Raw genomic sequence first — 22,599 nt, 5'->3', positions numbered from 1 at the left:
CCTCATCGCAATCGGCACGGACCTTCACAAGAACCCAACATTCGTTGGTCGATGTTGCTTCGCTGGGTCAGAATCGCCGCGTGACCGCACGTATCCTGGTGGCCGACGACGACCCGAAGCATGCCCAGCTCATTCGCCTCTACCTCGAGCGCGAGGGGCATCAGGTGCTCACTGTCGGTGACGGCCGGTCGGCCCTGGACGTGGCCCGATCCCGCAAGCCCGACCTGCTCGTACTCGACGTGATGATGCCGCTGGTCGACGGGCTGGACGTCTGCCGCATCCTGCGGGCCGAGTCGGACGTGGCCATCCTGCTGGTCACCGCCCGCTCCTCCGAGAACGACATGCTCCTCGGGCTCGACATCGGCGCCGACGACTACATGGCCAAGCCGGTCAGCCCGCGCGAGCTCACGGCCCGGGTGCGGGCGTTGCTGCGACGGGCCGGCGCCGGTGAAGGCGGCCTTCTGCAAGTGGGCGATCTCGAAATCGACGCCGGGCGGTTCGAGGTGCGCATGCGCGGCGAGGCGGTCACGCTGACGGCCAAGGAGTTCGCGATCCTCGAGTTGCTGGCCAAGGAACCGGGCCGGGTCTACACCCGCGGCCAGATCATCGACAAGGCGTTCGGCTTCGAACACGACGTCTCCGAGCGGACCGTCGACGCCCACGTGGTCAACCTGCGCCGCAAGGTCGAGCAGAACCCGGCCGAGCCGGAATACGTGCAGACGGTGTACGGGCGGGGCTACCGGATGGCCGAGCATTGAGCTTCCGGGTCCGCATCTTCCTGCTGGTCATGCTGGTGGCGCTCAGCGCCATCGGCGCGACGGCGTGGCTGACCCTCAACCTGACCCAGCGTGAGGTGTCCGACGCCCTCGAGGCGCAGAGCCGGCACCGGGCCGAGATCGTCCAGACGGTCCAGCGGTACGGGCTGCGGCACGGCAACTGGCCCGGCGTGAACAAACTGGTCACCGAGCTGTCCGACCGCACACACCTGCACATCCAGTTGCAGACCAAAGAGGGCCAGGTGCTGGTCGACTCGGACACCGAGGCGGGCCGGGCGGCCGGTGCCGTGCAGGCCGTGGGCTACGCCATCGACCCGATGCCCAGCCTGTACGACCGGGCGCCGTCGGCCTTCCCCGCGCCCGCGGCCTATCTGGCCGGCACCCCGACCCCGCGCGACCTCTACGGGCCGGCCCCGACCGATTCCCGGTACGGAAGCCCGGCCGCGATCGCCCTGCGGCAGGCCGCCCAGTACCGGGCCGGCCTGGTCCTGGTGCGCTGCCTGAACAAGACCCTCGGCGTGCCGGCCGCGCTGGGCAGCGACCGGGCGCCGTACGTGACCGCCCAGCAGCGGGCCGCCTCACCCACCTGCCTGCACGACGCCACGGCCAAGGTGCTCGGCGACAAGGCCTGGTTCCAGAGCTACTGGGACTATCTCGAGAACTGCACCGGCGCGCCCCGGCGGCTCGTCGGTGACCCGCTCGGCAGCAAATGCGTCGAGGGCGCGTACGCCGACACGGTCGTCACGAGCGCGGCGATCCCGCTCCAGCTCTACCTGGGAGCGCGCGGCACGGTCGACATCGCCGACTTCGGCCGGCCCGCCATCATCGGCGTCGCCGGCCTGGTCGTCGTGGCCATCCTCGGCACGTTCCTCATCGCCCGGCAGGTCAGCCGGCCGGTACGCCGCCTGACCGGCGCCTCCCAGATGCTCGCGGCGGGCATGCTCGACGTGCGGGTGCGCGTCAAAGGCGAGAGCGAACTGGCCCGGCTGGCCGCCTCGTTCAACACGATGGCCGGGGCGCTGGAGGAGAGCGAGGAACGCCAGCGGCGGCTCATCGCCGACGTCGCCCATGAGATGCGCACGCCGCTGTCGAACCTGCGCGGCTACCTGGAGGCGCTGTCCGACAGGGTGGTCGAGCCGAGCCCGGAACTGTTCGCCTCGCTGCACGAGGAGACCCTGCTGCAGGGACGCATCCTCGACGACCTTCAGGTGCTGGCGCTGGCCGAGGCGGGCGACCTCGGCTACACGAAGACCCCGGCCGACCTCTCGGAGCTGGCGGCGGCCAGCGTGACCGCCCACCGGGCCCGCGCCGCCGAGGCCGGCGTGACACTGACCATCCAGACGTCACCGGCCGTCTGGGTGGAGGCCGACCAGGACCGGCTGCGGCAGGTCCTCGGCAACCTGCTGAGCAACGCGATCCGCTACACCGACAAAGGCGGGCAGGTGGAGGTACGGGTACAGGCCGCGCACGGCGAGGCCGAATTGACCGTACGCGACACCGGGGTCGGCATCACGGCCGGCGACCTGCCGCACGTGTTCGAACGGTTCTGGCGCGCGGACAAGGCGCGGCAGCGCGCCACCGGCGGCACCGGCCTGGGCCTGACCATCGCCCACCGCATCGTCACCGACCACCACGGGCGCCTCGAGGTGACCAGCCAGCCGCACCTCGGCACCACCTTCACCGTACGGCTGCCTACGTCGGTCCCCGATCGACGAAACTGAACGGGACAGACGCCGGGAAGTCGCCGGCCAGCTCCACGTAGAGCCGGGCGTCGTCCTCGCTCCACTGCACGATGCCGTACTCCTCGCTGACGAAGGAGTAGGTCGGCCGGTTCTTGTCGTCGAGTTCGGCCGTCTCCGACAACCCGAACAGCGTCTTGTCGGAGACGGCGCAGTCGGTGGGCACCAGGTCCGACGAGGCCCGGGTCTCGGAGGGCTCGATGCCGAGACAACGGCGCTCGCCGGAGAGGGCCGGCACGGCCGAGGCGATCTGATACCGCTCGCCGTGCGGAACCAGGACGAACACCGACTCCGGGGTGGTGCCGCCGCCGGCCTTGGCCGGGGCGTTCTGCGGCAGATACAGGTCTTTGTCGACGTTGGCCAGGTGCAGGAGGGTGCGGCGCCTGCCGGCCAGGATGCCCGGAAGACCGGTCGCGGCGGGCGCCGGGGCGGGGGCGGCCGAGGCCGGCGCCGACGCCGGGGGCGAGACGGCGGCGTCGCTGTGGCGGTTGCGCAGCACGAAACCGGCGCCGCCGGCCACCACCGCGATGGCCACGACGGCGGCCGCGATCGCCCACGCCCGCCCGCGGCCGGGCTGAGGCAGATAGTCCGGCGGAACCGGCTCCGGTGGGGCGGGGGCCGCCGACTGGGCGGGGGCCGCCGGCTGGGCGGGGGCCGCCGGCTGGGCGGGGGCCGCCGGCTGGGCGGGGGCCGCCGGGGCAGGGGCCGCGAGCTGGGCGGGGATCGGGTTGCCCAGCAACGCGTCGAGCAGGTCGCGGGCCGTCGGGCGGGCGGCCGGGTCCTTGGCCAGGGCGCGCTCGACAATGGCCCGCAGCGGGCCGTCGAGGCCGGTCAGGTTCGGCGGCTGGGTCATGATGCGCATGGCGGTCGCGGTGGGGGAGTCGCCGCCGAACGGGGTATGGCCCGTGGCGGCGAAGGCGACCACCGCACCCCAGGCGAAGATGTCGGCCGGGAAGCCGGCCTCGTCGGAGTCGAACCGCTCCGGCGCCATGTAGGCGACGGTGCCCACCATGGTCCCGGTCCCGGTGTGCCGGCTGGTCACCTCGGTCGGCCGGGCGATCCCGAAGTCGATCACCTTGACCCCGCCCATGGCGAGCAGCACGTTCGCCGGCTTGAGGTCGCGATGGATGACCCCGGCCCCGTGGATGCCGGAGAGCGCGGTGGCGATGCCGACCGCCACGCTGTGCAGCGCGGCCCCGCCCAGCGGACCCTTCTCCCGGACCACGGCGTCCAGGCTCGGCCCGTCGACGAACTCCACCACCAGGTACGGCGGGTCGTGGTCGGGGTCGGCGTCGAGCACCTCGGCCGTGGAGAACGGCGGCACCTGCCGGGCCCGGTTGACCTCGCTGCGGAACCGGCGCAGGAACTCCGGATCGGCGGCGAACTCGCGGCGGACCACCTTGACGGCGACGGGCCGCCCGGCCGGGGTACGCCCGTGGAAGACGGTGCCCATACCGCCCTCGCCGAGACGGCCGTCCAGCTCATAGCGGCCCAGCCGGGCCGGGTCGTCGGGACGCAGCGGCCGGTTCACGGATCGAACATTACCGCCAGCTGTCGACAGCTCTCGCGCCCCCGCCGGTCCTCACGTGTCGCTCCCACGGGCACACACGAGGTGACCTTCCATCGATAGGGTGGCGCGCATGGTGTGTCCGACCTGCGGGCTCGACAACGACCCCAGCGCCGCGGCCTGCGCCCGGTGCAACACCGCGCTGGCCGCGGTCCCGTCGTGGCCGCCGCCGGGCTACGCCCCCGCGGCCCCGCCGTCGTCCCCGCCCCTCGGTTACACCCCCCACCCCGGCTACCCGCTCGCGCCGCAGTCGCCACCCGGTCACGTCCCGCCGCCCGGCTACGGCGGACCCGGTTCCGCTCATCCCGCACCCGGCCATCCCGCCGCCGGCCATCCCGCGCCCGGTTATCCCGCCGCCGGCCTTCCCGCGCCCGGTTATCCCGCCGCCGGCCTTCCCGCGCCCGGTTATCCCGCCGCCGGCCTTCCCGCGCCCGGTTATCCCGCCGCCGGATATCCCGCGCCGCCCTCCACCCCGCCCATGTACGGGCGGCCGCCGCGCAACTGGCTTCCCGTGGTCGCGGGCATCTCGGTCCTCGTGCTGCTGGCGCTGGTCGCCGGCCTCGTCGTCTACCGCAACGGCCAGGACGACCCCGTCGCCGGCCCCGCCCCGGCCACCCAGCCCGCGGGCGGCGGCCAGCCCACCGGCGGCGGCCAGCCCACCGGGCCCGGCACAGCCGACGGCGCGACGGCAACGACGGATCCGGCCACCACGCGGCCGACCGACGCCGGCGCCGGTGCCCTGCCGCAGGCCCGGGTCGTCGACGACGTGCTGGTGCGCAGCAAGGCCAGCCGCGACAAGCTGAACGTCGCCATCGACCGGGTGGGCCGCTGCACCGGCCTGAACGGCGCCCTGTCCGACATGCGCGAGGTGGGCGACGAGCGCCGGGCACAGATCGCCGAGGTCCGCTCGGCCGACCTGTCCGCGGTGAGCGACGGCGAGTCCATCCGCTCCACTTTGATCACCGCCCTCCAGCATTCCCTGGACGCCGACGCCGCCTTCGTGGAGTGGGCCGAGGCCGCCGCCGACAACGGCTGCGCCGACACGACCGGCCGCAAGTCCGCCTACTCCCGGGGCCTGGCCGAGTCCGACCAGGCCGGCACCTCGAAGGTCGCCTTCCTGGCCGTCTGGAACCCGGTCGCCGGCCAGTTGGGCCTGCCCACCCGTACCCGCCAGGGAATCTGAACGCCCGCCGGAGCCGGCCCTACGCCTCCCGGGCGGCGATGACGGCGGTCTCGGCGGTGGGCTTGGTGACGCCCAGGCCGGCCAGGACGCCGGTGCCGTCCTCCAGTTCGAGCAGGGCCAGCAGGATGTGCTCGGTGCCCACGTGCGTGTGGTTCAGGCGCAGGGCCTCGCGGAACGTCAGCTCCAGGGCCTTTTTGGCGTGCGCGTCGAACGGGATCAAGGCGGGCACCGACTCGGCCGCCGCGGGGAGGGTCTTGGTGGCGACCTCGCGCACCGTGTCCAGCGTGACGCCCTGGGCGACGATCGCCCGGGCGCCCAGGGCGGACGGGTCGGCCACCAGGCCCAGCAGCAGGTGGGCCACGCTGATCTGGGCGTTGCCGCGGTTGCGGGCCTCCTCCTGGGCGGTGACCACCACCTTGCGGGCGCGGTCGGTGAAGCGGCTGAAGCCCTGGCTGGCGTCGAGGTCGGAGCTGTCGGGCTTGGCCACGAAGCGCTTCTGGGCGGCCTGCTTGGTGACGCCCATGCTCTGGCCGATCTCGGTCCACGAGGCGCCGGAGCGGCGGGCCTGGTCGACGAAGTGGCCGATCAGGTGGTCGGCGATGTCGCCCAGGCGGTCGGCGGCCAGGACCGCGTCGGAGAGCCGCTCGAGGGCGGTCGCGTTGTTGTTCTTGATGGTCTCGATCAGGTCGTCGAGGCGTACGGAATCGGTCATGCGTCAACCATAGGTTGACGCAGGCGTGCCGTCAACCGCTGGTTGACGCTAGAGCGGCCACTGCGACTGTCGCGACGGCGTTGGCGCACAAGCCGGCCACCAGCAGCGCGGTGACGATCGCGTAGCGGATCATCAGCAGGCGGCGGGCGCGGAGTCAATGCCGTACGACGGATCCAGATCGAAGCCGTACGACGGCGGCACCGCCTTGCGTTTCGGCTCGACGACCTCGCGGATGACGTCGTTGGCGAAGCCGGTGTCCAGATAGGGCGCACCGCACAGTTGCCGGGTCGCGTCGTTCAGGGTGGTCCCGGGCATGGACGACGGCATGCTCAGCAACGGCGGCGAATCGGCCATGCCCGGGAATCTATCGAAGTTCTACTTCTTCGGTGGGGTCACTTTCAGGGTCATCAGCGGCAGCGGCCCGGTGATCTGGGTCTTCACCTCGAGCTTGACGCCGGCGCCGGCGACCTTCACCGAACCTTGCGGGTTGGCGCTGTCGTAGTACCTCAGCGGGTCGGAGTCGTCGAAGACCGGGATGGCCTTCTGGCGGGGCACCGAGACCGCGGCGCCGTTGCGGTGGAACGTGACCGGGTCGGTCTTCTGCAGGCCGAAGGTCGCGTCGAACGGCTGGCGGCGGTTGCCCAGCAGCACCCCGTCCGGGAAGACGACCGGCGCGGGCCGGGCGTCGACCGGCAGGCTGAGGCCCACACCCGGGTGGCGGCTGGTGTTGTTGTCGCCGGCGGCCGGGTTCACGTACCAGACCAGAAGGCCGTCCTGGTACGGGAAACGCTCGGCCCAGTCGGGCTTCGTGTCGGCCCAGCCCCAGTTGTACGGCCCGAGCTTCAGGGTCTCGTCGTAGCCGGTGTACGTGCGGTACTCGGCCGCGTAGTACGAACCGTCAGCCAGCGGGACCACCACGGCCTGCGGCAGCTTGCTCTCGCCGTTGGCCGCCGTACCCAGGGTGATGTACTGGCTCTTGCCGGGCTTGACCGTCACGAAGTTGGACCAGCCGAGGAAGATCTTCTCCCAGGCGCCCATGTAGCCGGGCGTCGAGCCGATCGTCGGCGCGCCGCGGCCGAGCCACGAACCGGCCGACATCAGCGTCCAGAAACCGGTGCCGTTGTCGCCGCCCGCGGTGTCGTAGAGGTCGGGCAGGCCCAGGTCGTGGCCGTACTCGTGGGCGAAGACGCCGAGGCCGCCGTTCTCCGGCTCGGTCGTGTAGTCACCGATCCAGATGCCGGTGTCGCCGATCTGCACGCCACCGGCCAGGTTGTTCGCCGGGCCGGCGGTGCCCTCCAGGTCGGAGAAGGCGTACCAGCGGTGCGACCAGATCGCGTCGGTGCCCTGCGCGCCGCCGCCGGCCTCCTCGCCCTCACCGGCGTGGATGGCCTGGAAGTGGTCGACGTAGCCGTCGGGCTCGTTGAAGTCGCCGTCGTCGTCGTAGTCGTCACGGTCCCAGACGTCGAAGGTCTTCAGGTACGCGGCGACCTCGGCCGGGGTCTTGCCGGCCGCGATCTGGCTGTCGTACCAGGCGGTCGCGCTGTCCTTGATGTAGTTCCAGTAGCCGTCGTCCTCGGCGATCTCGTTGCTGCCGTAGCGGGCCTCGTTGTAGGGCAGCTTCACCCAGTCGGAGACGTCGCCGCCGACCGTGTACCGGCCGCCCGACTGCTTGTAGTAGAAGTTCGCCATCGACTCCTTGTTCTTGGCGAACAGCAGCTGCTTGTAGTGCGCCGAGTTGAAGTCGGCCTGCCAGATCGTCGTGTTGTCGACGGCTCGGTTCGGCTGCGGGATCTGGTTGTGCACCGGGCCGGCCGTGCCGCCGGTGGCCGGGGCGGTGGCGTCGCCGAACTCGGTCAGGAAGGTGAGGACCGGGTCGGTCTTCGTCTCCTTCTTGCGGTACTCGACGTACCTGCCCCGGCCGAGCTTCACGACCTCGGAGCCGTTCTTCTTCTCGGTGGTCACCTGGCCGGCGATGAGTTTGCGTACGGCCTCGGTGCGCTCCGCCTCCCGCTGCTCGGCCAGCGGGTGCGGCAGGTTGTCCTCGCCGAGCGACGCGGTGGGCTCCCGGTCGGCCCGTTCCGGTCCCGCGGCGGGCGCCGCCGCGGCCGGCGTGGCGATGAGGGTCGCCACCACCGCGCCGGCCAGCGCGACGCTGAATGTCTTCCTCAAGAGGGTCACTCCTTCAAGAAAGCTACGTCCGTGCAGCCATAGAATCTTAGATATTTCTATGTAGCAATGGGACGTAACTTTTTTCAGAGAAGTAAAAAGTTCTCGATGTCTTGACTAAAGCTTCCGAGCTCCGAGGATGGGAGGATGAAGCCGCTCCGCCGGGGTCTTCTCGCGCTCGCCGCCGTCGCCGTTGTCGTGTTCGGACTGCCGCCGTCGCCGGCCGCGGCCCACGGGACACTCGGCATGTCCGTGCCCGCCCAGGGGGCGACGGTCAGTGCTCCGCTGGGCAGCGTGGAGCTGTTCTTCACCGAGAAGGTGCCGGACAACGCGTACTTCGCCGTCACCGCGCCGGGCGGTGGGCGGGTCGACAACGGCTGGGAGCACGCGGCGCCGAGGCCGCTCGACAAGCCGGTGACCGAGTACTTCATGGTCGACGGCAAGTTCGAGCCCCGGCAGTACACGACGGGCTACCCGGCGCGGGTGCGCGTGGCCCACCTGCCGGCCACCGGCGAATACCGGGTGGAATATCAGTCGAAGGCGTCGGACGGCGATCCCGTACGGGGTTCCGTGACGTTCAAGTACACGGGCCCGGCCACCGCCGCGCCGGTCGGGTGGTCGCCACCGACCGGCGCGCCCGATGCCGCGCTCGGTCAGTCCGGCGACCAGGGCGAGGTACCGGCCTCGGCATCCGCGGCCGCTCCCGCCTCCGCGGCCGCTCCGATCGCGGCGCCTCCCGCCGGCGAGGGCGGCAACGGGCTCGTCATCTGGCTGACCGTCGCGGCGGCGGTGGCCGCCGGGGCCGGCTTCCTGCTCTGGCGCCGAGCCCCCGCTCTGAGCCGCGGCCGGTCGGCGAGCCGGAACCAGCCGAAAGGCCGGGCGCCGTCCCGGGACTGGCCGAAGGGCCGCGCTTCCAGCGCGACTCGGCCCAAGGGCGCGACTACAGGCGGGAGCCAGCCGAAGGGCGGGGGTCAGCCGAAGGGCGGGGGTCAGCCGAAGGACGGGGGTCAGCCGAAGGGCGGGAGCCAGCCGTGGGGCGGAGCTTCCGGCGAGGGTCGGGACTCGCTGAAGGGCGCGGCGAACGACGGCGCGCGCGAGCCGGGTGGCGGCGACGGCCGGCGGTCGGTTCCGGTGGGCCCGCTCGCGGTCGGCGCGGTCGTGGTGGCGCTGATCGGCGGCTATGCGCTGGGGCGGTCGACCGCCGCGCCGAAGGCCCCGCCCTCGCCGCCGGCTCCGGCGGCGGCCGCGGCGGCCACCGGGCACCAGCACAGCGGTGGGGCGGCCACTCTGGAGGCGTCCGGAACCGCGATCAGCTCGGGTGGCTACACCCTTCAGCCGGTTCATCGCTCGCAGGCGCCCAAGACCAGCACCGCGTACACGTTCCGGATTCTCGGCGCCGACAAGAAGCCGGCCACCCGCTACGCCGTGGTCCACGACAAGCCGCTGCACCTGGTGGTCGTCGGCCGCGATCTGGCCGACTTCCAGCACCTGCACCCCACCATGTCACCCGACGGCCTGTGGTCGGTGCCGCTGGCGCTGGCCAAACCCGGCGCCTACCGCGTCTTCGCCGACTTCACCGTCGAGAGCTCGGCCGGCGCGAAGATCCCGCTCGTCCTCGGCGCCGACCACCACGTGCCCGGCGACGGCCCCCAGACCGACCTGCCGCCCACCGCCACCACCGCCCAGGCCGGCCCCTTCACCGTCACCATGGAGGGCGCGCCGCGCCCCGGCGCCACCGTCCCGGTCCTGTTCCGCGTCACCCGGGCCGGCGCCCCGGTGAGCCTGGAGCGCTACCTGGGCTCGTACGGCCACCTGGTCATCCTCCGCGAGGGCGACCTGGGCTACGTCCATGTCCACCCGGACGCCGACCTCGCGGACGGCGCGGTCAAGGTGGCCGTCTCCATTCCGGCCGCCGCCCGCTACCGCGCCTTCCTCGAGTTCCAGGTCGACGGCAAGGTGCAGCGGGCCGAGTTCACCCTCGACCTCGACTGAGCGGCGGTCTCTCGACTCCCCAGCGGGGTGAGAGCCCCCAGGGGACTCATGGCGCGAGCGCGGCGCCCGGGTGTCAGAGCAAATTCGTAGCCGAATCAGAGGTGGTGGTCAAACCCTCGGCATCGACGCCCACCGCGACGGCTGGGCCGGCGCGGTGGGCGTGCTCCGTCAGGTGGTGCGGTCGACCGCGGCGGCGGCCAGGTCGGCCAAGGCCGAGCGGACGAAATCGGGGAGTGGGGCCGCCTCCAGGGCGTTCAGGCCGGCCTGGGCCCGTACGCGGATCATCTGCTCTATGCGGTCCAGCGCGCCCGTCTCCCGGATGATGGAGCGCAGCTCCTCCGCTCCCTCGGCGTCCAGGGCCGGGTCGCCGAACAGCTCGGACATGCGGGCCGCCTGGTCGCGGTCGGCGGCGTCGCGGGCCAGCGCCATCATCACCGTCATCTTGCCCTCGCGCAGGTCGTCCAGGGTGGACTTGCCGGTCACGGCCGGGTCGCCGAAGACGCCCAGGACGTCGTCGCGCAGCTGGAAGGCGTCGCCCAGCGGGTCGCCGAACTCGGTGAACGACGCCGACAGGGCGCGGGGCGCGCCGGCCAGGCAGGCGCCGATCTGCAGCGGGCGGGTGACCGTGTAGCGGGCCGACTTCATGCGGATCACCGTGAGGGCGCTCGCCACCGAGCCGTCGCCGACGCCGGAGACCAGGTCGAGATACTGCCCGGCGATGACCTCGGTCCGCATGAGCGCGAAGGCCGCGTACCCCTGGTGGATCTGTCTCGGGGGTAGCCCGCACTCGTGGAACATCTGCTCGGCCCAGGCCGCGCACAGGTCGCCGCAGAGCAGGGCGGTGTTGCGGCCGAAGGCCAGCGAGTCGCCGCGCCAGGCGTGCCGGTCGTGGACGGTGGCGAACAGGCGGTGCATCGACGGCTGGCCGCGGCGGCGGTCGCTGCCGTCGATGATGTCGTCGTGGATGAGCGCGAAGGCGTGGAACAGCTCCAGCGCCGCCGCGGCCCGGATCGCCTCCGGGCAGTCCTCGCCCCCGCCGCCGCGCCAGCCCCAGTAGGCGAAGGTGGGGCGCAGCCTTTTGCCACCGGCCAGCACGAAGCGGCGCAGCGAGTCGAGCGCGCCGCGCGGGGCGCCGTCGGGCCAGGCCGGGTCCTGGCGATCGATGAACTCGGCCAGCGCGGTGTCGAACCGTTGGCTGAGGGGCCGGCGCGTCGCCTGCAGCGTCATGACGCCAGCCCCGTGAGTTCCAGCAACAGGGCCTTCACCTCCGTCGCGGCGATCTCCTTGCGCCCGAGGGCGGGGTCGGAACACAGGAACACCGGGCCGTCGTCCGGATCGTCCGGGAGCCGGCCGTGCGAGCCGCGCACCGCCTTGGCGCCGGCGTCGAGGCCGACGACGTCCATCACGTACCGCAGCCCCAGTTTCTTGCGGGCCACCGCGGTGACCGCGCGCCGCTTGGCCGCGGCCGGGTTGGCCGGGTCGAAGAACAGCTCGGCCGGGTCGTAGCCGGGCTTGCGATGGATCTCGACGACGCGGGCGAAGTCGGGCGCCCGGGCGTCGTCGAGCCAGTAGTAGTAGGTGAACCAGGAATCCGGCTCGGCCACCAGCACCAGATCGCCCGCCCGCTCGTGGTCGAGCCCGTACCGCGCCTTGTCCGGGCCTTCGAGGACCTGGTCGACGCCGGGCAGAGCGGCGCAGAGCTTGGCCACGGCCGCGACGTCGGCCTGGTCGCGGACGTAGACGTGCGCCACCTGATGGTCGGCGACGGCGAAGGCCCGCGAGACCCAGGGGTCGAGATATTCCATGCCGTCCTGGGTGTAGACCTCGAGGAGCCCTTCGGTACGCAGGAGCCGGTTCACGTCGACCGGGCGGCTCACGTCCGTGATGCCGTACTCGGACAGCACCACCACCGTGGTGTCCCTGGCGGCCGCGTCGTCCAGCAGCGGCGTCAGCACCTTGTCGAGCTCGGCCGCGGCGGCCGACGCCTGCGGCGCCGAGGGACCGAACCGCTGCAGGTCGTAGTCCAGATGCGGCACGTAGACGAGCGTCAGGTCGGGCTGCTTGGTCTTCAGCATGTGCCGGGCGGCGTCGGCGATCCACTGCGACGACGGCATGCCCGCGCCCGGCCCCCAGTAGGTGAACAGCGGGAACGGCGGCAGCTCGTCGTGCAGGGACGGGGGATAGGTGTAGCAGTCCGGCTCCTTGCGGCCGTCCGCGCGGTAGATCGGCCGTGGCGTGATGGTCCAGTCGACCCGGGCCCCCATCGCGTACCACCAGCAGACGTTGGCCACCGTGTAGTCCGGCTTCAGCCGCCGGGCGTCGTCCCAGATCTTGTCGCCGCCGACGAGCGCGTTGTGCTGCCGCCAGAGGAAGACCTCGCCGAGCTCCCGGAAGTACCAGCCGTTGCCGACGATCCCGTGCTCGTTCGGCAGCGCCCCGGTCAGGAACGTGGACTGCGCCGAGCAGGTCACCGCCGGCAGCACGGTGCCGAGCTCGGCCTGGAAGCCCTGTTTCGCCAGGGCTTGCAGGCGGGGCATGTGCGCCAGCAGGCGCGGGGTCAGCCCGACCACGTCGAGCACCAGCAGTTTGCTCATCGGTTCACCGCCAGCAGGTCGCGTGCGAAGGAGAGCTCGGCCGCGATGCCGTCGGCCAGCCCGGTCTCATCTTTCGGCCGTTGGGATTCCGGGAGGACACCCCAGGTGTACGTCTCCACGTCGAAGTGCTCGCAGCGCTCGCCGGGCGCCGTCAGCAGCTCGCGCAGCGCCTCCCGGATCACCGGCACGGTCGAGGTCAGTGGCGTCTCGGGTTCGGCGTGCAGAGGTACGTGGTAGTGGATCCGCCACGGCCCCGGCAGACGGCGGTCGAGCGCCTCGTCCAGGTCATCGGCCGACCCGCCCTCCGCCGAGCGGGTCTGATGCAGGAAACGCTTCTCGGCGTACGACCGCAGCACCTGCTCGGCCGCAAGCGGATCGTCGGCCTGAAGCGCGGCCGACACCTGCGTCTTCACCACCGGGATGCCGGCCGTGCGGAGCCGGCCGAGAGCTTCGGCCGGGCTCTCCCAGGCGCAGGCCAGATGGGCAAGGTCGAGGCACACACCCAGCCAGCGGGTGTCCACCTTGGCCAGCAGTTCGGTCGCCTGGGCCGTGTTCTCGATGAGACAGCCCGGTTCCGGCTCGAAGCCGACCCGGACGGTCCGCCCGGTCTCGCCCGCGATCCGGTCGAGGCCGCGCGCGAGGTCGTCCAGATGCCGGGTGGCGGCGGCCGCCCGCTCGGCGTCCCACGGGGTGCGCCAGGCCAGCGGCAGCGACGACACCGAACCGTAGCCGGCCGAATCCGGCATGAGGTCGGCCAGGACCCGGGCGCAGTTCAGCGTGTAATCCAGCCGTTCCCGGTCGGTCCAGTCGGGGTGGTAGACGGCGTGCTTGACCACGGGGGCCTGGAACGCCTCGTACGGGAAACCGTTGAGAGTGACCACCTCCAGACCCCGTACGTCAAGCTCCCGCCGCAGTCGCCGTCGCAAAGTGGGATCGCCGGCCAGCGCCGCCGCGGCCGGCGCGGCCAGCCACAGGCCCAGGCCCAGCACATCCGAGCCGAGGCGGCGCCGGATCGGCAGTGCGAAGGTGTCGAGCTGGCCGATGATGCCGTCCAGGTCCTCGGCCGGGTGCACGTTGGTGCAGTAGCTGAGATGCATCAGCTGCCTCCCCGCAGGATCGAGTTCCCGGCGAACGTGGCCTCGGCGCCGTCGACGTCCGACAGGTCGAGCCGGCCCGACTGCGAGTAGAAGTCGACCGGATTGCGCCACAGCACCCGATCGACGTCCTCGGCCGCGAACCCGGCCGCGAGCATCGCCTCGGCCGTCCGCACGGTGAGCAACGGATCGGACTTGCCCCAGTCGGCCGCCGAGTTGACGAGCACCCGCTCGGTCCCGTACTTGCGAAGAATCTCGACCATGCGATCGGGCGACATCTTGGTGTCCGGGTAGATGGAGAAACCGACCCACACCCCGGCGTCACGGGCGGCGTCGACGGTCACCTCGTTGAGGTGGTCGAGGGCGACCCGGCCCGGATCGATGCCCGACTCCTTGATGACGTCGAGGCTGCGCTGGGTGCCGCGGGCCTTGTCCCGGTGCGGCGTGTGCACCAGCGCCGGCAGGTCGTGGTCGAGAGCCAGCGCGAGCTGGGCCGAGAACACCTCGTCCTCGGCCGGCGTCATCGAGTCGTACCCGATCTCCCCGACCGCGACCACCCCGTCCTTGGCCAGGTAGCGCGGCAGCAGGTCGAGCACCGGCCGGCAGCGCGGATCGTTGGCCTCCTTGGGATTCAGCGCGATCGTCGCGTGGTGCCGGATACCGAACTGCGAGGCCCGGAACGGCTCCCACCCGATGATCGAGTCGAAGTAGTCGGTGAACGAGCCGGGGTTCGTGCGCGGCTGCCCGAGCCAGAACGCGGGCTCCACCACCGCCCGTACCCCGGCCTCGGCCATCCGCTGATAGTCGTCGGTGGTGCGCGAGGTCATGTGGATGTGCGGATCGAAGATACGCATCAGGCCTCCTTCAGCTGATCCAGCAGGGCGAGCGCGTCGGGCGGCATGTCGCGACCGGCGGCGTGACGTTCGGCGGCGAAGGCGCGCAGCATCGCGCCGAGCGGTGCGTCGGCCCGCTCGGCCAGGCGGTGGACATCCTTGAGGGGTACACCCATGAACACGCACTTGAGCACGGCCTGCCGCCACGCCTGCTGGTCGAGGTGGTCGCTGTACGGGCCGAGCGCGGCCGCCACGAGCCGCGTGTCGTTGGTGCGCAGGGCATCCTCGAGCAGCGGGACGGCGCTGGGGCCGATCGGCAGCAGCGGCAACGCTTTCAGCACCGCCAGCTTCTCGGCCGTGTCGCCGTGACGGTAGATGTCGCCGACCTGCTCGGGCGGCACGGCGGCCAGCAGCAGAGCCCGGGCCGCCTCGTCGGTCGCCCAGCCGTCGCCGAGCGGATCCCGCCCGTAACGCCGGCCGGCGGCCGGGAACAGGCCGGCCACCGCGCCCGGTTCGCCGGTGACGCGCAACAGATCGGCGGCGAGCCGTTCGTTGCCGCCGAGCTCCGCCCGCAGGTCATCCAATGTGGTCATTCGAAGCCTCCTTGACCGCGTTCCGCAGGAAGTCCAGCGACTGCGCGGCGATCGCCGGCGCGGCGTGCGAGTGGCGGGGCAACTCCACCGAGATCAGCCCGGGGTACGGAGCGAGAGCCTTCATCACGGGCGGGAAGTCGATCTCGCCGGTGCCGAACTCCAGATGCTCGTGCACACCCCGCCGCATGTCGTCGATCTGCACGTTGACCAGGTGATCCATCACGGCCGTGACACAGTCGGCCACCGGCATCGACTCCAGGCAACGGCAGTGCCCGATGTCGAGCGTGATGCCGAAGTTCGGCGGCTCACCCAGATCCGCGTACAGCCGCCGCCAATCCGCGATGTCGTTGACCAGCATCCCCGGCTCGGGCTCGAACCCGAGGGTGACCCCTTTACCGGCCGCCTCGTCCACGACCTCGAGACAGCCGTCGACGAGACGGCCCCAATGCTCGGCCCGCCCGATGCCGGCCCAGAACGAGACGGCCTCGGCGCCCAGCTCGGCGCCGACGGTGATCGCGCGCCGCAGGTATTCCAGCCGCCGGGCCGGATCGTCGTCCATGAGCGTGGGGGAATGCTTGCGCCACGGGTCGAGCAGATAGCGGGCGCCGGTCTCGATGACCACGGCCAGGTTGCGTTTCTGCAGCTCGGCGGCGACGGCGGCGGTGCGCCGGGCCAGATCGGCGTCGAACGGGTCGAGATGGTTGGTGTCCAAGGTCAGGGCGACGCCGTCGTAGCCGAGGTCGGCGATGACGGCCAGCGCCTCCGGCAGCCGATGATTGGTGAAACCGTTCGTTCCGTAGCCGAACCTCATGTGGGCGACACCTTTCGGGCCAGGCGCCGGGCCAGGGGCGCGACAAGAGCGAGACCGAGGCCGTACGCGGGGGAGCCGGCCCGGGCCGTCAAAGCGCCCTGAAGCCGCGGCAGATCGGTGATGCCGGCCCCGACGGCGGCCCTGATCCGGCCGGCGGAGGGGTCGGCGGCGGCGCGGGCCTGCGCGGTGCCGTAGCCGGCGGCGTACCAGGCGGCCAGCGATCCGGCCGCGGCGGAGGAGCCCACCGTCGTGGCGGCCAGACTCAGCGTCCCGGCCAGCGTCACCAACGGTAGAGCGGGTGTCGCGCCGGAGACCTCGTGCCGCGACAGAGCCGTCACCGTGTAGGTGTGGGCGGCCACGGTCAGCGCCGAGGGCACAGCGCGCTTCACCCGGCCCCCGCTCGCCCCCAGCAACACGTCCAGTCCTCGGCAGGCGGCCATCACAGCCGGGCCGGCTGAAGTGTTCTTGGCCCACACGTCGTAGGCCCAGACGGCGGCGGCGAGCGGAGCGGCCACCGCGAGGGCGCGCCGGCCGCCGGCCAGCGCGGCCAGGCCGACGCCGGCCGCGGTCAGTCCGGCGGCGGTCATCAGCGCCTGACCGGGCCTGACCCGCCCGGAGGGGATCGGCCGTTCCGGGCGCTCCCGGGCGTCGAGCTCCCGGTCGGCCCAGTCGTTGGCGGCCATTCCGCCCCAGTAGAGGCACACCGAGGCCGCCATCAGCCCCGGGGTCGACCTTCGGACCCCGCCGGCCGCGGCCGCGCCGGCCACCGTGTCACCCGGCACCGAGAGGGCGGCCGGGGCCCGGACCAGCTCGGCCAGGTCACGCCACCCCATCGAGGCCTCGCACGAAGCTCACCAGGCGGGCCCACTGGTCGGGCAGGGCGTGTGGCACCTCGCCGATCGGGTCCTTGAAGAAGAACGCCAGGTCGGTGAGGGGGCCGCTGCGACCGGCGGCGTGGGCGGCCGCGGTGAGGCGGGCCAGGTCGAGGATCAGCGGAGCGGCCAGGGCCGAGTCGCAGCCGTGCCAGGAGAACTCCATCCGCATGCGGGTGCCGAGGAAACCGCTGAAGGTGATCAGGTCCCACGCCGTCTTGAAGTCGCCGATGTCGTCGACGTACTCGATGTGGCTGCTGCCCTGCGGCTGGTAGCCGAGGGTTTCGGCCAGCACCCGCTGCTTGCTTCCGGCCTTGGCCGCGTTGGCCGCCGGGTCGGCCAGGTTGGCGCCGTCGCCGCCGCCGAGCAGGTTGGTGCCGGCCCACGTCCGTACGCGCAGATTCCGCATGGCGAACATCGGCGCCAGCACCGATTTGACCAGCGTCTCGCCGGTCTTGCCGTCGTGGCCGGCGTAGGGCAGGCCGGTTTGCGAGGCCAGCTCGCGCAACGCCGGAAGGCGGGTGCCGGTGGACGGGGTGAAGTCGACGTACGCGCAGCCGCTCTTGAACGCCGCGTAGGCGTACAGGGAACTCGGCGGCAGCACGGATTCTTCACCGAGTGCGCGCTCCAGGAGATCGAGCGTGGCATGGGCCGGATGAGCGGCGGCCGCCGGCTCGGTCGAGGAGACGTTGACGACGACGACCCGCTCCAGGCCGCGCCGCCGCCGGAAGTCGTCGATGTCGTCCGCGATCAGGCGGGCCACCTCGAGCTGGGTCGCCGCCGTCGGCACCGGCCGCAGCTCGCGCTGCAGGGCCGGAAGCTGGTCGGCGACGGCCGCCGCCGGGCCCGCGGGGAGCACGCCGGCGGCGACCAGGTCCTCGACCTTCTTCTCCAGGGTGATGTCGCTGATGTCGTGGCCGCCGAACACCAGCTCGCCCAGGCCGGGAACGGCCCTGCTGGCCAGTGCCGGCAGCTCGGTGACGCAGCCGAGCGGCTCGGCGAGCCCGGCGCGTAGTGCGGTGGCCCCGACCATGCTGGTCACCGCCACAGATCCTCTTGCTCCGATCAACCACACGCCGGTCGTCATCGATGAAACCTCCTGCTAGTTGCCGTAGACCTCGAAGTTGTAGAGCGAATAGCCCCACTGGGTCCCGCGCGCGGTTCCGTTGATCCGCACGTACCGGGCCTGCGCGCTCAAACCCGGATGGTCGTCCTCACCACCGTTGGCCGCTGTCACCGACTTGACGGTGGTCCAGGTGTTGCCGTCGGCCGAGGTCTGGATCTGGTACGCCGACCCATATGCGGCTTCCCATTGCAGGCGCACGCGCGACACCGTGTACGTGGCTCCCAGGTCCACCCGGATCCACTGCGGGTCCGAGAACGCGCTCGACCAGCGGGTGGTCGCCGAGCTGTCGACCGCGTTCGAGGCCGGGTAGCTCGCGTTCTCGACGCTGGACGCGGTGGCCGGCTTGTTCAGCGCCACGTTCGACGCCGGCGGGGCCACGCTCAGGTCCTTGACCCGCACGTTGCGGAAGGCGGCCGTGTCGCCGCTGCCGTGGTTCTGCAGGCCGATGTAGCCGTCCAGGTTGCGCGCCGGGTCGGTGTTGGTGAAGTCGTTGATGAGCCGGCCGTTCAGGTAGACCCGGATCCGCTGGCCCTCGACGAGCAGTTCGTAGGTGTTCCACTCGCCGGGCGGGTTCAGCGCGGCGTCGCGGGCGGCCAGGTCGGCCGACTTGAAGGTGTAGATGGAGCCGGTGGTGCGGTCGGCCGCGTCGGTGGCGTCGATCTGCACCTCGTAGCCCTGGTTGACCGCCACCCACGGGTCGTTGTTCGGGTTGGGGAAGCCCACGAAGATGCCCGAGTTGCTGTCGCCGGTCAGACGCCAGTCGGCCTTCAGCGAGTACGAGGTGAACTGCCGCGCCGAATACCAGAGCAGGCCCATCCCGCCGGTCGAGGTGAGGGTCGCGTCCGTGTTGGTGAAGCTGCCCGGCCCGGCCTGCGTCCACCCGGCCGTGCTGCCGTTGTAGAGGGGCGTGTAGCCGGTCTCGGGGCGGCAGTCGGCCTTGGCCCGGCCCGCCGCGTAGCGGATGCCGCCGAGCAGGTGACTGCGGAAATTCCCGTCCGCGTACGATTCCTGGGTGTGCCCGAAACCGGTGTACCAGGACCGGCCCGAGTCGACCGTCTTGCACCAGGCGATCGGATGGTCGGCGCCCATGTTGCCGCCCGAGTACGTCGACTCGTCCAGCGTGGCCAGCACGTGTGAGCTGCTGCGCGGGTTGGTCCGGTAGTTGTACAGCTCGTCGGTGCGGGTCCAGGACTGCGGCAGGTGGGCCGTGCTGGCGTGGGCCCGGTCCTCGACCCGGGAGGTGACCTGCTGGATGGCCGGGTGCGAATGGAAGTACGCGCCGACCAGCTGCCCGTAGAAGGCCCAGTCGTATTCGGTGTCGGCGGCCGCGTGCACGCCCGTGTAGCCGCCACCGCCGCGGACGTACGACTCGAACGCCGTCTGCTGGGTGGCGTTGAGAACGTCGCCGGTGGTGTTGAGGAAGACCACCGCCTCGTACTGGGAGAGGTTGGCCGTGGTGAAGGCGGCCGCGTCCTCGGTCGCGGTGACCGTGAAGTTGTTGGCGGCGCCCAGATCCCGGATCGTCTGGATGCCGGCCGGGATCGCGTCGTGCCGGAAACCCGCGGTCTTGGAGAAGACCAGGACGTCGTACGGCGCGTCGGCCGCGGATGCGGGAGACGCGCTCATTGTGCAGGCGGCGACGGCCGTCAGGGCCATCGCGCCGGCCAGAAGCTTGCGCACTCGAACCTCCTTGCTGGGGGGAGGGTGGGCGCCCGCGTGGGGGGACGAGCGCCCACCTCCTAACTGGGGAAGGTCAGTTGCCGTACACCTCGAAGTTGAAGAGGGAGTAGCCCCAGGCGGTGGCCCGGGCCGTGCCGTTGACGCGGACGTAGCGTCCCTGCGCGTTGAGACCGGTCAGGTCGTCGACGCCGCCGTCGCCGCCGGTCACCGAGCGGACCGTGGTCCACGTGGTGCCGTCGGCCGACGTCTGGATCTGGTAGGCCGAACCGTAGGCGGCCTCCCACTGGAGCCGTACCCGGGAAATCGCCTGTGAAGTGCCCAGGTCGACCCGGATCCACTGCGGATCGGCGAACGCGCTCGACCACCGCGTGGTGGCCGACGCGTCGACGGCCGCGGAGGCCGGATAGGTGGCGCTCTCCACACTGGACGCGGTCGCCGGCTTGTTGAGCGACAACAGGTTCGCCGTGCTGAAGGTGAAGCTGTCCAGGTCGTAGAGCGCGCCCGTGCCCGTACCGGCGAAGGTCAGGTAGAGCGAGGTGGTTCCGGCCGGGGCGCCGGAGATCGTGCCGGTGACGTTGACGAAGGTGTCCCACGACCCGGTCGGGGCGACAGCGGCCGAGCCGATCACCGTGCCGGTCGGCGAGCCGGTACGGATCTGCAGTGTGCCACCGCTGCCGGCCGAGGAGACCCGGGCGGTGAACGAGGTGGCGTTGTTGAGCTTGTACGGGTCGAACTGGATCCAGTCGCCGTTGTTGATGTCACCGACGGTCTGCCCACCCTCGGCCGCGGCCTTGGTGAACTTGTTGACCCCGGACGACGTCTTGAAGTGCTCGGCCTGACGCTTGCGCGGCTGCAGGATGTGCTGCGCGTGGGTGGTCAGCCCGCCCTTGTCGGTGTAGGACGCGTCGAAGATTCCGAAGATGTTCGCGGCGTCGTCGTGCTCACCGTCGGTCGGAATCGCGATCGTGCCGGAGCAGCCGTTCTGCGACGTGATCTGGTGCCCGTGCTGGTCGTGGCCGAGCACGTAGGCCATGGTGACCTTCGAGCAGTCGATCGTGCCGTCCTCGGGGTCGGTGACGGTGACGCTCCACGGGACGCTGTCGCCGAACGACACCAGCTGACCGGAGGCCGGGGTGGTGATGGTGACGGCCGGCGCGGTGTTGCCGACGGTCACCGGGACACTGGCGGTGCCGGTCGCGCCCTGGGGATCGCGGACGGTCAGCGTCGCCGTATAGGTGCCGTTGGTGGCGTACGTCTTGGTCGGGTTGGCCGACGTCGACGTCGTACCGTCGCCGAAGGCCCACGAGTACGTCAGGGTGCCACCCTCGGGATCGCTGCTGCCCGCAGAGGAGAAGGTGACAGTGAGCGGAGCGGACCCGGAAGTGGGGTTGGCGCCGGCCACGGCGGTCGGAGCGCGGTTGGCCCCGGCGACGTAGTCGTACCGGTAGAGCGCCGAGTTGGCGTCACCGTTGAAATAGCCGGTGCCGTAGTCGAGGACGTACAGCGAACCGTCCGGCCCGAACGCCGAATCCATGACCTGCTTGCCGTTCCACGGGAACGTGTCGATCGCGCCCGGCGTGCCGTTGGCGTTGACCACGATCGGCTTGATCCAGCCGCGGCCGAACTCGGCGGCGAAGAACTGCCCGTCGAACGACTGCGGGAACTTCGTGGTGGACGGGTTGCTCGCGTTGTACCGGTAGACCGGGCCGCCCATCGGCGACTCGGAGCCGCCGCCGAACTCGGGCGGGGAGCCGGCGTCACCCGCGTACCGGATCCAGGCGGGCTGAGCCGGCGGCAAGGTCGCCAGGCCGGTGTTGCGGAACGAGTTGTTGGTGGGGCCGCCGGCGCAGTTGTACTTGGCGCCGCCGGTGTTGGCCGCGAAATCCCACTCGTTGTACGTCTCGTTGGCCGTGTTCGTGCCGGTGCAGTACGGCCAGCCGAAGTTGCCGGGCGCGGTGACCCGGTCGAACTCGACCTGACCGGACGGGCCGCGGGTGGCCGAGGTTGTGCCGGCGTCCGGCCCGTAGTCACCGACGTAGACGTGGCCGGTGGCCTTGTCCACACTGATCCGGTACGGGTTCCGGAAGCCCATGGCGTAGATCTCGGGCCGCGTGTTGGCGGTGCCCGGGGCGAAGAGATTACCGGCCGGGATCGAGTACGAGCCGTTGGCGTTCACCTTGATCCGCAGGATCTTGCCGCGCAGGTCGTTGGTGTTGCCGGCGGAGCGCTGAGCGTCGTACGCGGGATTGCGGTTGGTCCGCTCGTCGATCGGCGAATAGCCGGCCGAGTCGAACGGGTTGGAGTCGTCGCCGGTCGACAGGTAGAGGTTCCCGGCGGCGTCGAAGTCCATGTCCCCGCCGACGTGACAGCACATGCCCCGGTCGGTGGGCACGTCCAGGACGGTGACGGCGCTGGCCTGGTTGATGGTGAAGTCGGCGTTGAGGGTGAACCGCGACAGGCGGTTGACGCCGGCCCAGGTGGCCCAGGTGGCGGCGGTACCGGTGGCGGGCGCGTCACCGGCGGGGGTGTTCAGCGGAGGGGCGTAGAAGAGGTAGATCTGCCGGTTGGTGGCGAAGCCGGGGTCGACGGCGACGCCCTGAAGGCCCTCTTCGTCGTGGGTGTAGACGGGGATGGTCCCCACGACGGCGGTGGCGCCGTTGGCGTCGGTACGCCGCACGGTGCCGTCCCGGGAGGTGTGCAGGACGGAGCGGTCGGGCAGCACGGCCAGCCCGATGGGTTCACCGGTCTCGGCTACCCCCTTGGCCAGGGTGACCTGCTGAAAGTCAGCGGGATTGATGACGGCGGCCGCGGGGGCGGCGGCCGCGAAGGAGAGGAGGAGGGTGGCGGAAGCCATCGCTGTT

General features: G+C 71.6%; 18 protein-coding genes. 4 read left to right on the top strand and 14 right to left on the bottom strand.

Annotated features, from left to right (window positions below):
• The first annotated feature begins 80 nt into the window (after positions 1–80).
• Together ACGFJ7_RS20445 and ACGFJ7_RS20440 are read left to right on the top strand one after the other, a co-directional pair.
• Complete coding sequence (locus ACGFJ7_RS20445; RefSeq protein ID WP_360251491.1) at positions 81–758, top strand: response regulator transcription factor; 678 nt, start codon at positions 81–83, stop codon at positions 756–758.
• Positions 755–2,497 carry a sensor histidine kinase gene (locus ACGFJ7_RS20440; RefSeq protein ID WP_392643112.1) on the top strand — a complete coding sequence of 581 codons (1,743 nt, stop codon included), beginning with the start codon at positions 755–757 and terminating at the stop codon, positions 2,495–2,497. The genes ACGFJ7_RS20445 and ACGFJ7_RS20440 overlap by 4 nt, the downstream gene beginning before the upstream one ends.
• Here the strand turns inward: ACGFJ7_RS20440 and ACGFJ7_RS20435 are convergent.
• Positions 2,469–4,046 (bottom strand): serine/threonine-protein kinase, encoded by a 1,578-nt coding sequence (locus ACGFJ7_RS20435; protein ID WP_392643110.1) that lies wholly within the window; start codon positions 4,044–4,046, stop codon positions 2,469–2,471. The genes ACGFJ7_RS20440 and ACGFJ7_RS20435 overlap by 29 nt on opposite strands.
• A gap of 109 nt (positions 4,047–4,155) precedes the next feature.
• Between ACGFJ7_RS20435 and ACGFJ7_RS20430 the strand changes: the two genes are divergently transcribed.
• Complete coding sequence (locus tag ACGFJ7_RS20430) at positions 4,156–5,265, top strand: hypothetical protein (RefSeq protein WP_392643108.1); 1,110 nt, start codon at positions 4,156–4,158, stop codon at positions 5,263–5,265.
• A 19-nt stretch (positions 5,266–5,284) separates the two neighbouring features.
• On the opposite strand, the gene ACGFJ7_RS20425 is transcribed toward ACGFJ7_RS20430, so the two are convergent.
• From ACGFJ7_RS20425 to ACGFJ7_RS20415, 3 genes are all read right to left on the bottom strand, one after another.
• A complete protein-coding gene (locus tag ACGFJ7_RS20425; protein ID WP_392643107.1) occupies positions 5,285–5,977 on the bottom strand; it encodes a Clp protease N-terminal domain-containing protein in 693 nt (230 codons plus the stop codon).
• 132 nt (positions 5,978–6,109) lie between these two features.
• Positions 6,110–6,331 (bottom strand): hypothetical protein, encoded by a 222-nt coding sequence (locus tag ACGFJ7_RS20420; protein ID WP_392643105.1) that lies wholly within the window; start codon positions 6,329–6,331, stop codon positions 6,110–6,112.
• 21 nt (positions 6,332–6,352) lie between these two features.
• Complete coding sequence (locus ACGFJ7_RS20415; RefSeq protein WP_360251473.1) at positions 6,353–8,146, bottom strand: immune inhibitor A domain-containing protein; 1,794 nt, start codon at positions 8,144–8,146, stop codon at positions 6,353–6,355.
• A gap of 144 nt (positions 8,147–8,290) precedes the next feature.
• On the opposite strand from ACGFJ7_RS20415, the gene ACGFJ7_RS20410 reads away from it, so the two are divergent.
• Positions 8,291–10,135, top strand: a complete 1,845-nt coding sequence (locus tag ACGFJ7_RS20410; RefSeq protein WP_392643103.1) for a copper resistance protein CopC — start codon at positions 8,291–8,293, stop codon at positions 10,133–10,135.
• A gap of 168 nt (positions 10,136–10,303) precedes the next feature.
• On the opposite strand, the gene ACGFJ7_RS20405 is transcribed toward ACGFJ7_RS20410, so the two are convergent.
• The 10 genes from ACGFJ7_RS20405 to ACGFJ7_RS20360 all read right to left on the bottom strand — a co-directional run bounded on the left by ACGFJ7_RS20405 (position 10,304) and on the right by ACGFJ7_RS20360 (position 22,592).
• A complete protein-coding gene (locus ACGFJ7_RS20405) occupies positions 10,304–11,362 on the bottom strand; it encodes a polyprenyl synthetase family protein (RefSeq protein WP_392643102.1) in 1,059 nt (352 codons plus the stop codon).
• Positions 11,359–12,729, bottom strand: coding sequence for an alkaline phosphatase family protein (locus ACGFJ7_RS20400; protein WP_392643100.1), 1,371 nt, complete (start codon positions 12,727–12,729; stop codon positions 11,359–11,361). Before ACGFJ7_RS20400 ends, ACGFJ7_RS20405 begins: the two co-directional genes overlap by 4 nt.
• The gene (gene eboE / locus ACGFJ7_RS20395; RefSeq protein WP_392643098.1) at positions 12,726–13,826 is read right to left on the bottom strand and encodes a metabolite traffic protein EboE; all 1,101 of its coding nucleotides are present in this window, start codon (positions 13,824–13,826) and stop codon (positions 12,726–12,728) included. Before eboE ends, ACGFJ7_RS20400 begins: the two co-directional genes overlap by 4 nt.
• Positions 13,826–14,677, bottom strand: a complete 852-nt coding sequence (locus tag ACGFJ7_RS20390; protein ID WP_392643096.1) for a TatD family hydrolase — start codon at positions 14,675–14,677, stop codon at positions 13,826–13,828. The genes eboE and ACGFJ7_RS20390 overlap by 1 nt, the downstream gene beginning before the upstream one ends.
• Positions 14,677–15,249 carry an EboA domain-containing protein gene (locus ACGFJ7_RS20385; RefSeq protein ID WP_392643094.1) on the bottom strand — a complete coding sequence of 191 codons (573 nt, stop codon included), beginning with the start codon at positions 15,247–15,249 and terminating at the stop codon, positions 14,677–14,679. Before ACGFJ7_RS20385 ends, ACGFJ7_RS20390 begins: the two co-directional genes overlap by 1 nt.
• Entirely contained in the window at positions 15,233–16,060 is an 828-nt protein-coding gene (locus ACGFJ7_RS20380) for a sugar phosphate isomerase/epimerase family protein (protein ID WP_360251452.1), read from the bottom strand. The genes ACGFJ7_RS20385 and ACGFJ7_RS20380 overlap by 17 nt, the downstream gene beginning before the upstream one ends.
• Positions 16,057–16,893 (bottom strand): SCO3242 family prenyltransferase, encoded by an 837-nt coding sequence (locus ACGFJ7_RS20375; protein ID WP_360251449.1) that lies wholly within the window; start codon positions 16,891–16,893, stop codon positions 16,057–16,059. The genes ACGFJ7_RS20380 and ACGFJ7_RS20375 overlap by 4 nt, the downstream gene beginning before the upstream one ends.
• Positions 16,880–18,019, bottom strand: a complete 1,140-nt coding sequence (locus ACGFJ7_RS20370) for an inositol-3-phosphate synthase (protein WP_360251446.1) — start codon at positions 18,017–18,019, stop codon at positions 16,880–16,882. Before ACGFJ7_RS20370 ends, ACGFJ7_RS20375 begins: the two co-directional genes overlap by 14 nt.
• 15 nt (positions 18,020–18,034) lie before the next feature.
• Positions 18,035–19,714 carry a ThuA domain-containing protein gene (locus ACGFJ7_RS20365; protein ID WP_360251658.1) on the bottom strand — a complete coding sequence of 560 codons (1,680 nt, stop codon included), beginning with the start codon at positions 19,712–19,714 and terminating at the stop codon, positions 18,035–18,037.
• Between the two features lie 97 nt (positions 19,715–19,811).
• Positions 19,812–22,592, bottom strand: a complete 2,781-nt coding sequence (locus ACGFJ7_RS20360) for a PQQ-dependent sugar dehydrogenase (protein ID WP_392643091.1) — start codon at positions 22,590–22,592, stop codon at positions 19,812–19,814.
• Positions 22,593–22,599 lie beyond the last annotated feature (7 nt).

Origin of the sequence: Actinoplanes sp. NPDC048988 (assembly GCF_043197815.1) — a bacterium.
GTDB lineage: Bacteria > Actinomycetota > Actinomycetes > Mycobacteriales > Micromonosporaceae > Actinoplanes.
Note: the sequence above shows the minus strand (reverse complement) of the source record. Positions and strands in the feature narration are given on the sequence as shown.

Coding starts and splice junctions, on each gene's coding strand:
- ACGFJ7_RS20430 (WP_392643108.1), top strand. CDS start 4,156: ATGGTGTGTCCGACCTGCGGGCTCGACAACGACCCCAGCGCCGCGGCC.
- ACGFJ7_RS20425 (WP_392643107.1), bottom strand. CDS start 5,977: ATGACCGATTCCGTACGCCTCGACGACCTGATCGAGACCATCAAGAAC.
- ACGFJ7_RS20420 (WP_392643105.1), bottom strand. CDS start 6,331: ATGGCCGATTCGCCGCCGTTGCTGAGCATGCCGTCGTCCATGCCCGGG.
- ACGFJ7_RS20410 (WP_392643103.1), top strand. CDS start 8,291: ATGAAGCCGCTCCGCCGGGGTCTTCTCGCGCTCGCCGCCGTCGCCGTT.
- ACGFJ7_RS20405 (WP_392643102.1), bottom strand. CDS start 11,362: ATGACGCTGCAGGCGACGCGCCGGCCCCTCAGCCAACGGTTCGACACC.
- ACGFJ7_RS20400 (WP_392643100.1), bottom strand. CDS start 12,729: ATGAGCAAACTGCTGGTGCTCGACGTGGTCGGGCTGACCCCGCGCCTG.
- eboE (WP_392643098.1), bottom strand. CDS start 13,826: ATGCATCTCAGCTACTGCACCAACGTGCACCCGGCCGAGGACCTGGAC.
- ACGFJ7_RS20390 (WP_392643096.1), bottom strand. CDS start 14,677: ATGCGTATCTTCGATCCGCACATCCACATGACCTCGCGCACCACCGAC.
- ACGFJ7_RS20385 (WP_392643094.1), bottom strand. CDS start 15,249: ATGACCACATTGGATGACCTGCGGGCGGAGCTCGGCGGCAACGAACGG.
- ACGFJ7_RS20380 (WP_360251452.1), bottom strand. CDS start 16,060: ATGAGGTTCGGCTACGGAACGAACGGTTTCACCAATCATCGGCTGCCG.
- ACGFJ7_RS20375 (WP_360251449.1), bottom strand. CDS start 16,893: ATGGGGTGGCGTGACCTGGCCGAGCTGGTCCGGGCCCCGGCCGCCCTC.
- ACGFJ7_RS20370 (WP_360251446.1), bottom strand. CDS start 18,019: ATGACGACCGGCGTGTGGTTGATCGGAGCAAGAGGATCTGTGGCGGTG.
- ACGFJ7_RS20365 (WP_360251658.1), bottom strand. CDS start 19,714: ATGGCCCTGACGGCCGTCGCCGCCTGCACAATGAGCGCGTCTCCCGCA.
- ACGFJ7_RS20360 (WP_392643091.1), bottom strand. CDS start 22,592: ATGGCTTCCGCCACCCTCCTCCTCTCCTTCGCGGCCGCCGCCCCCGCG.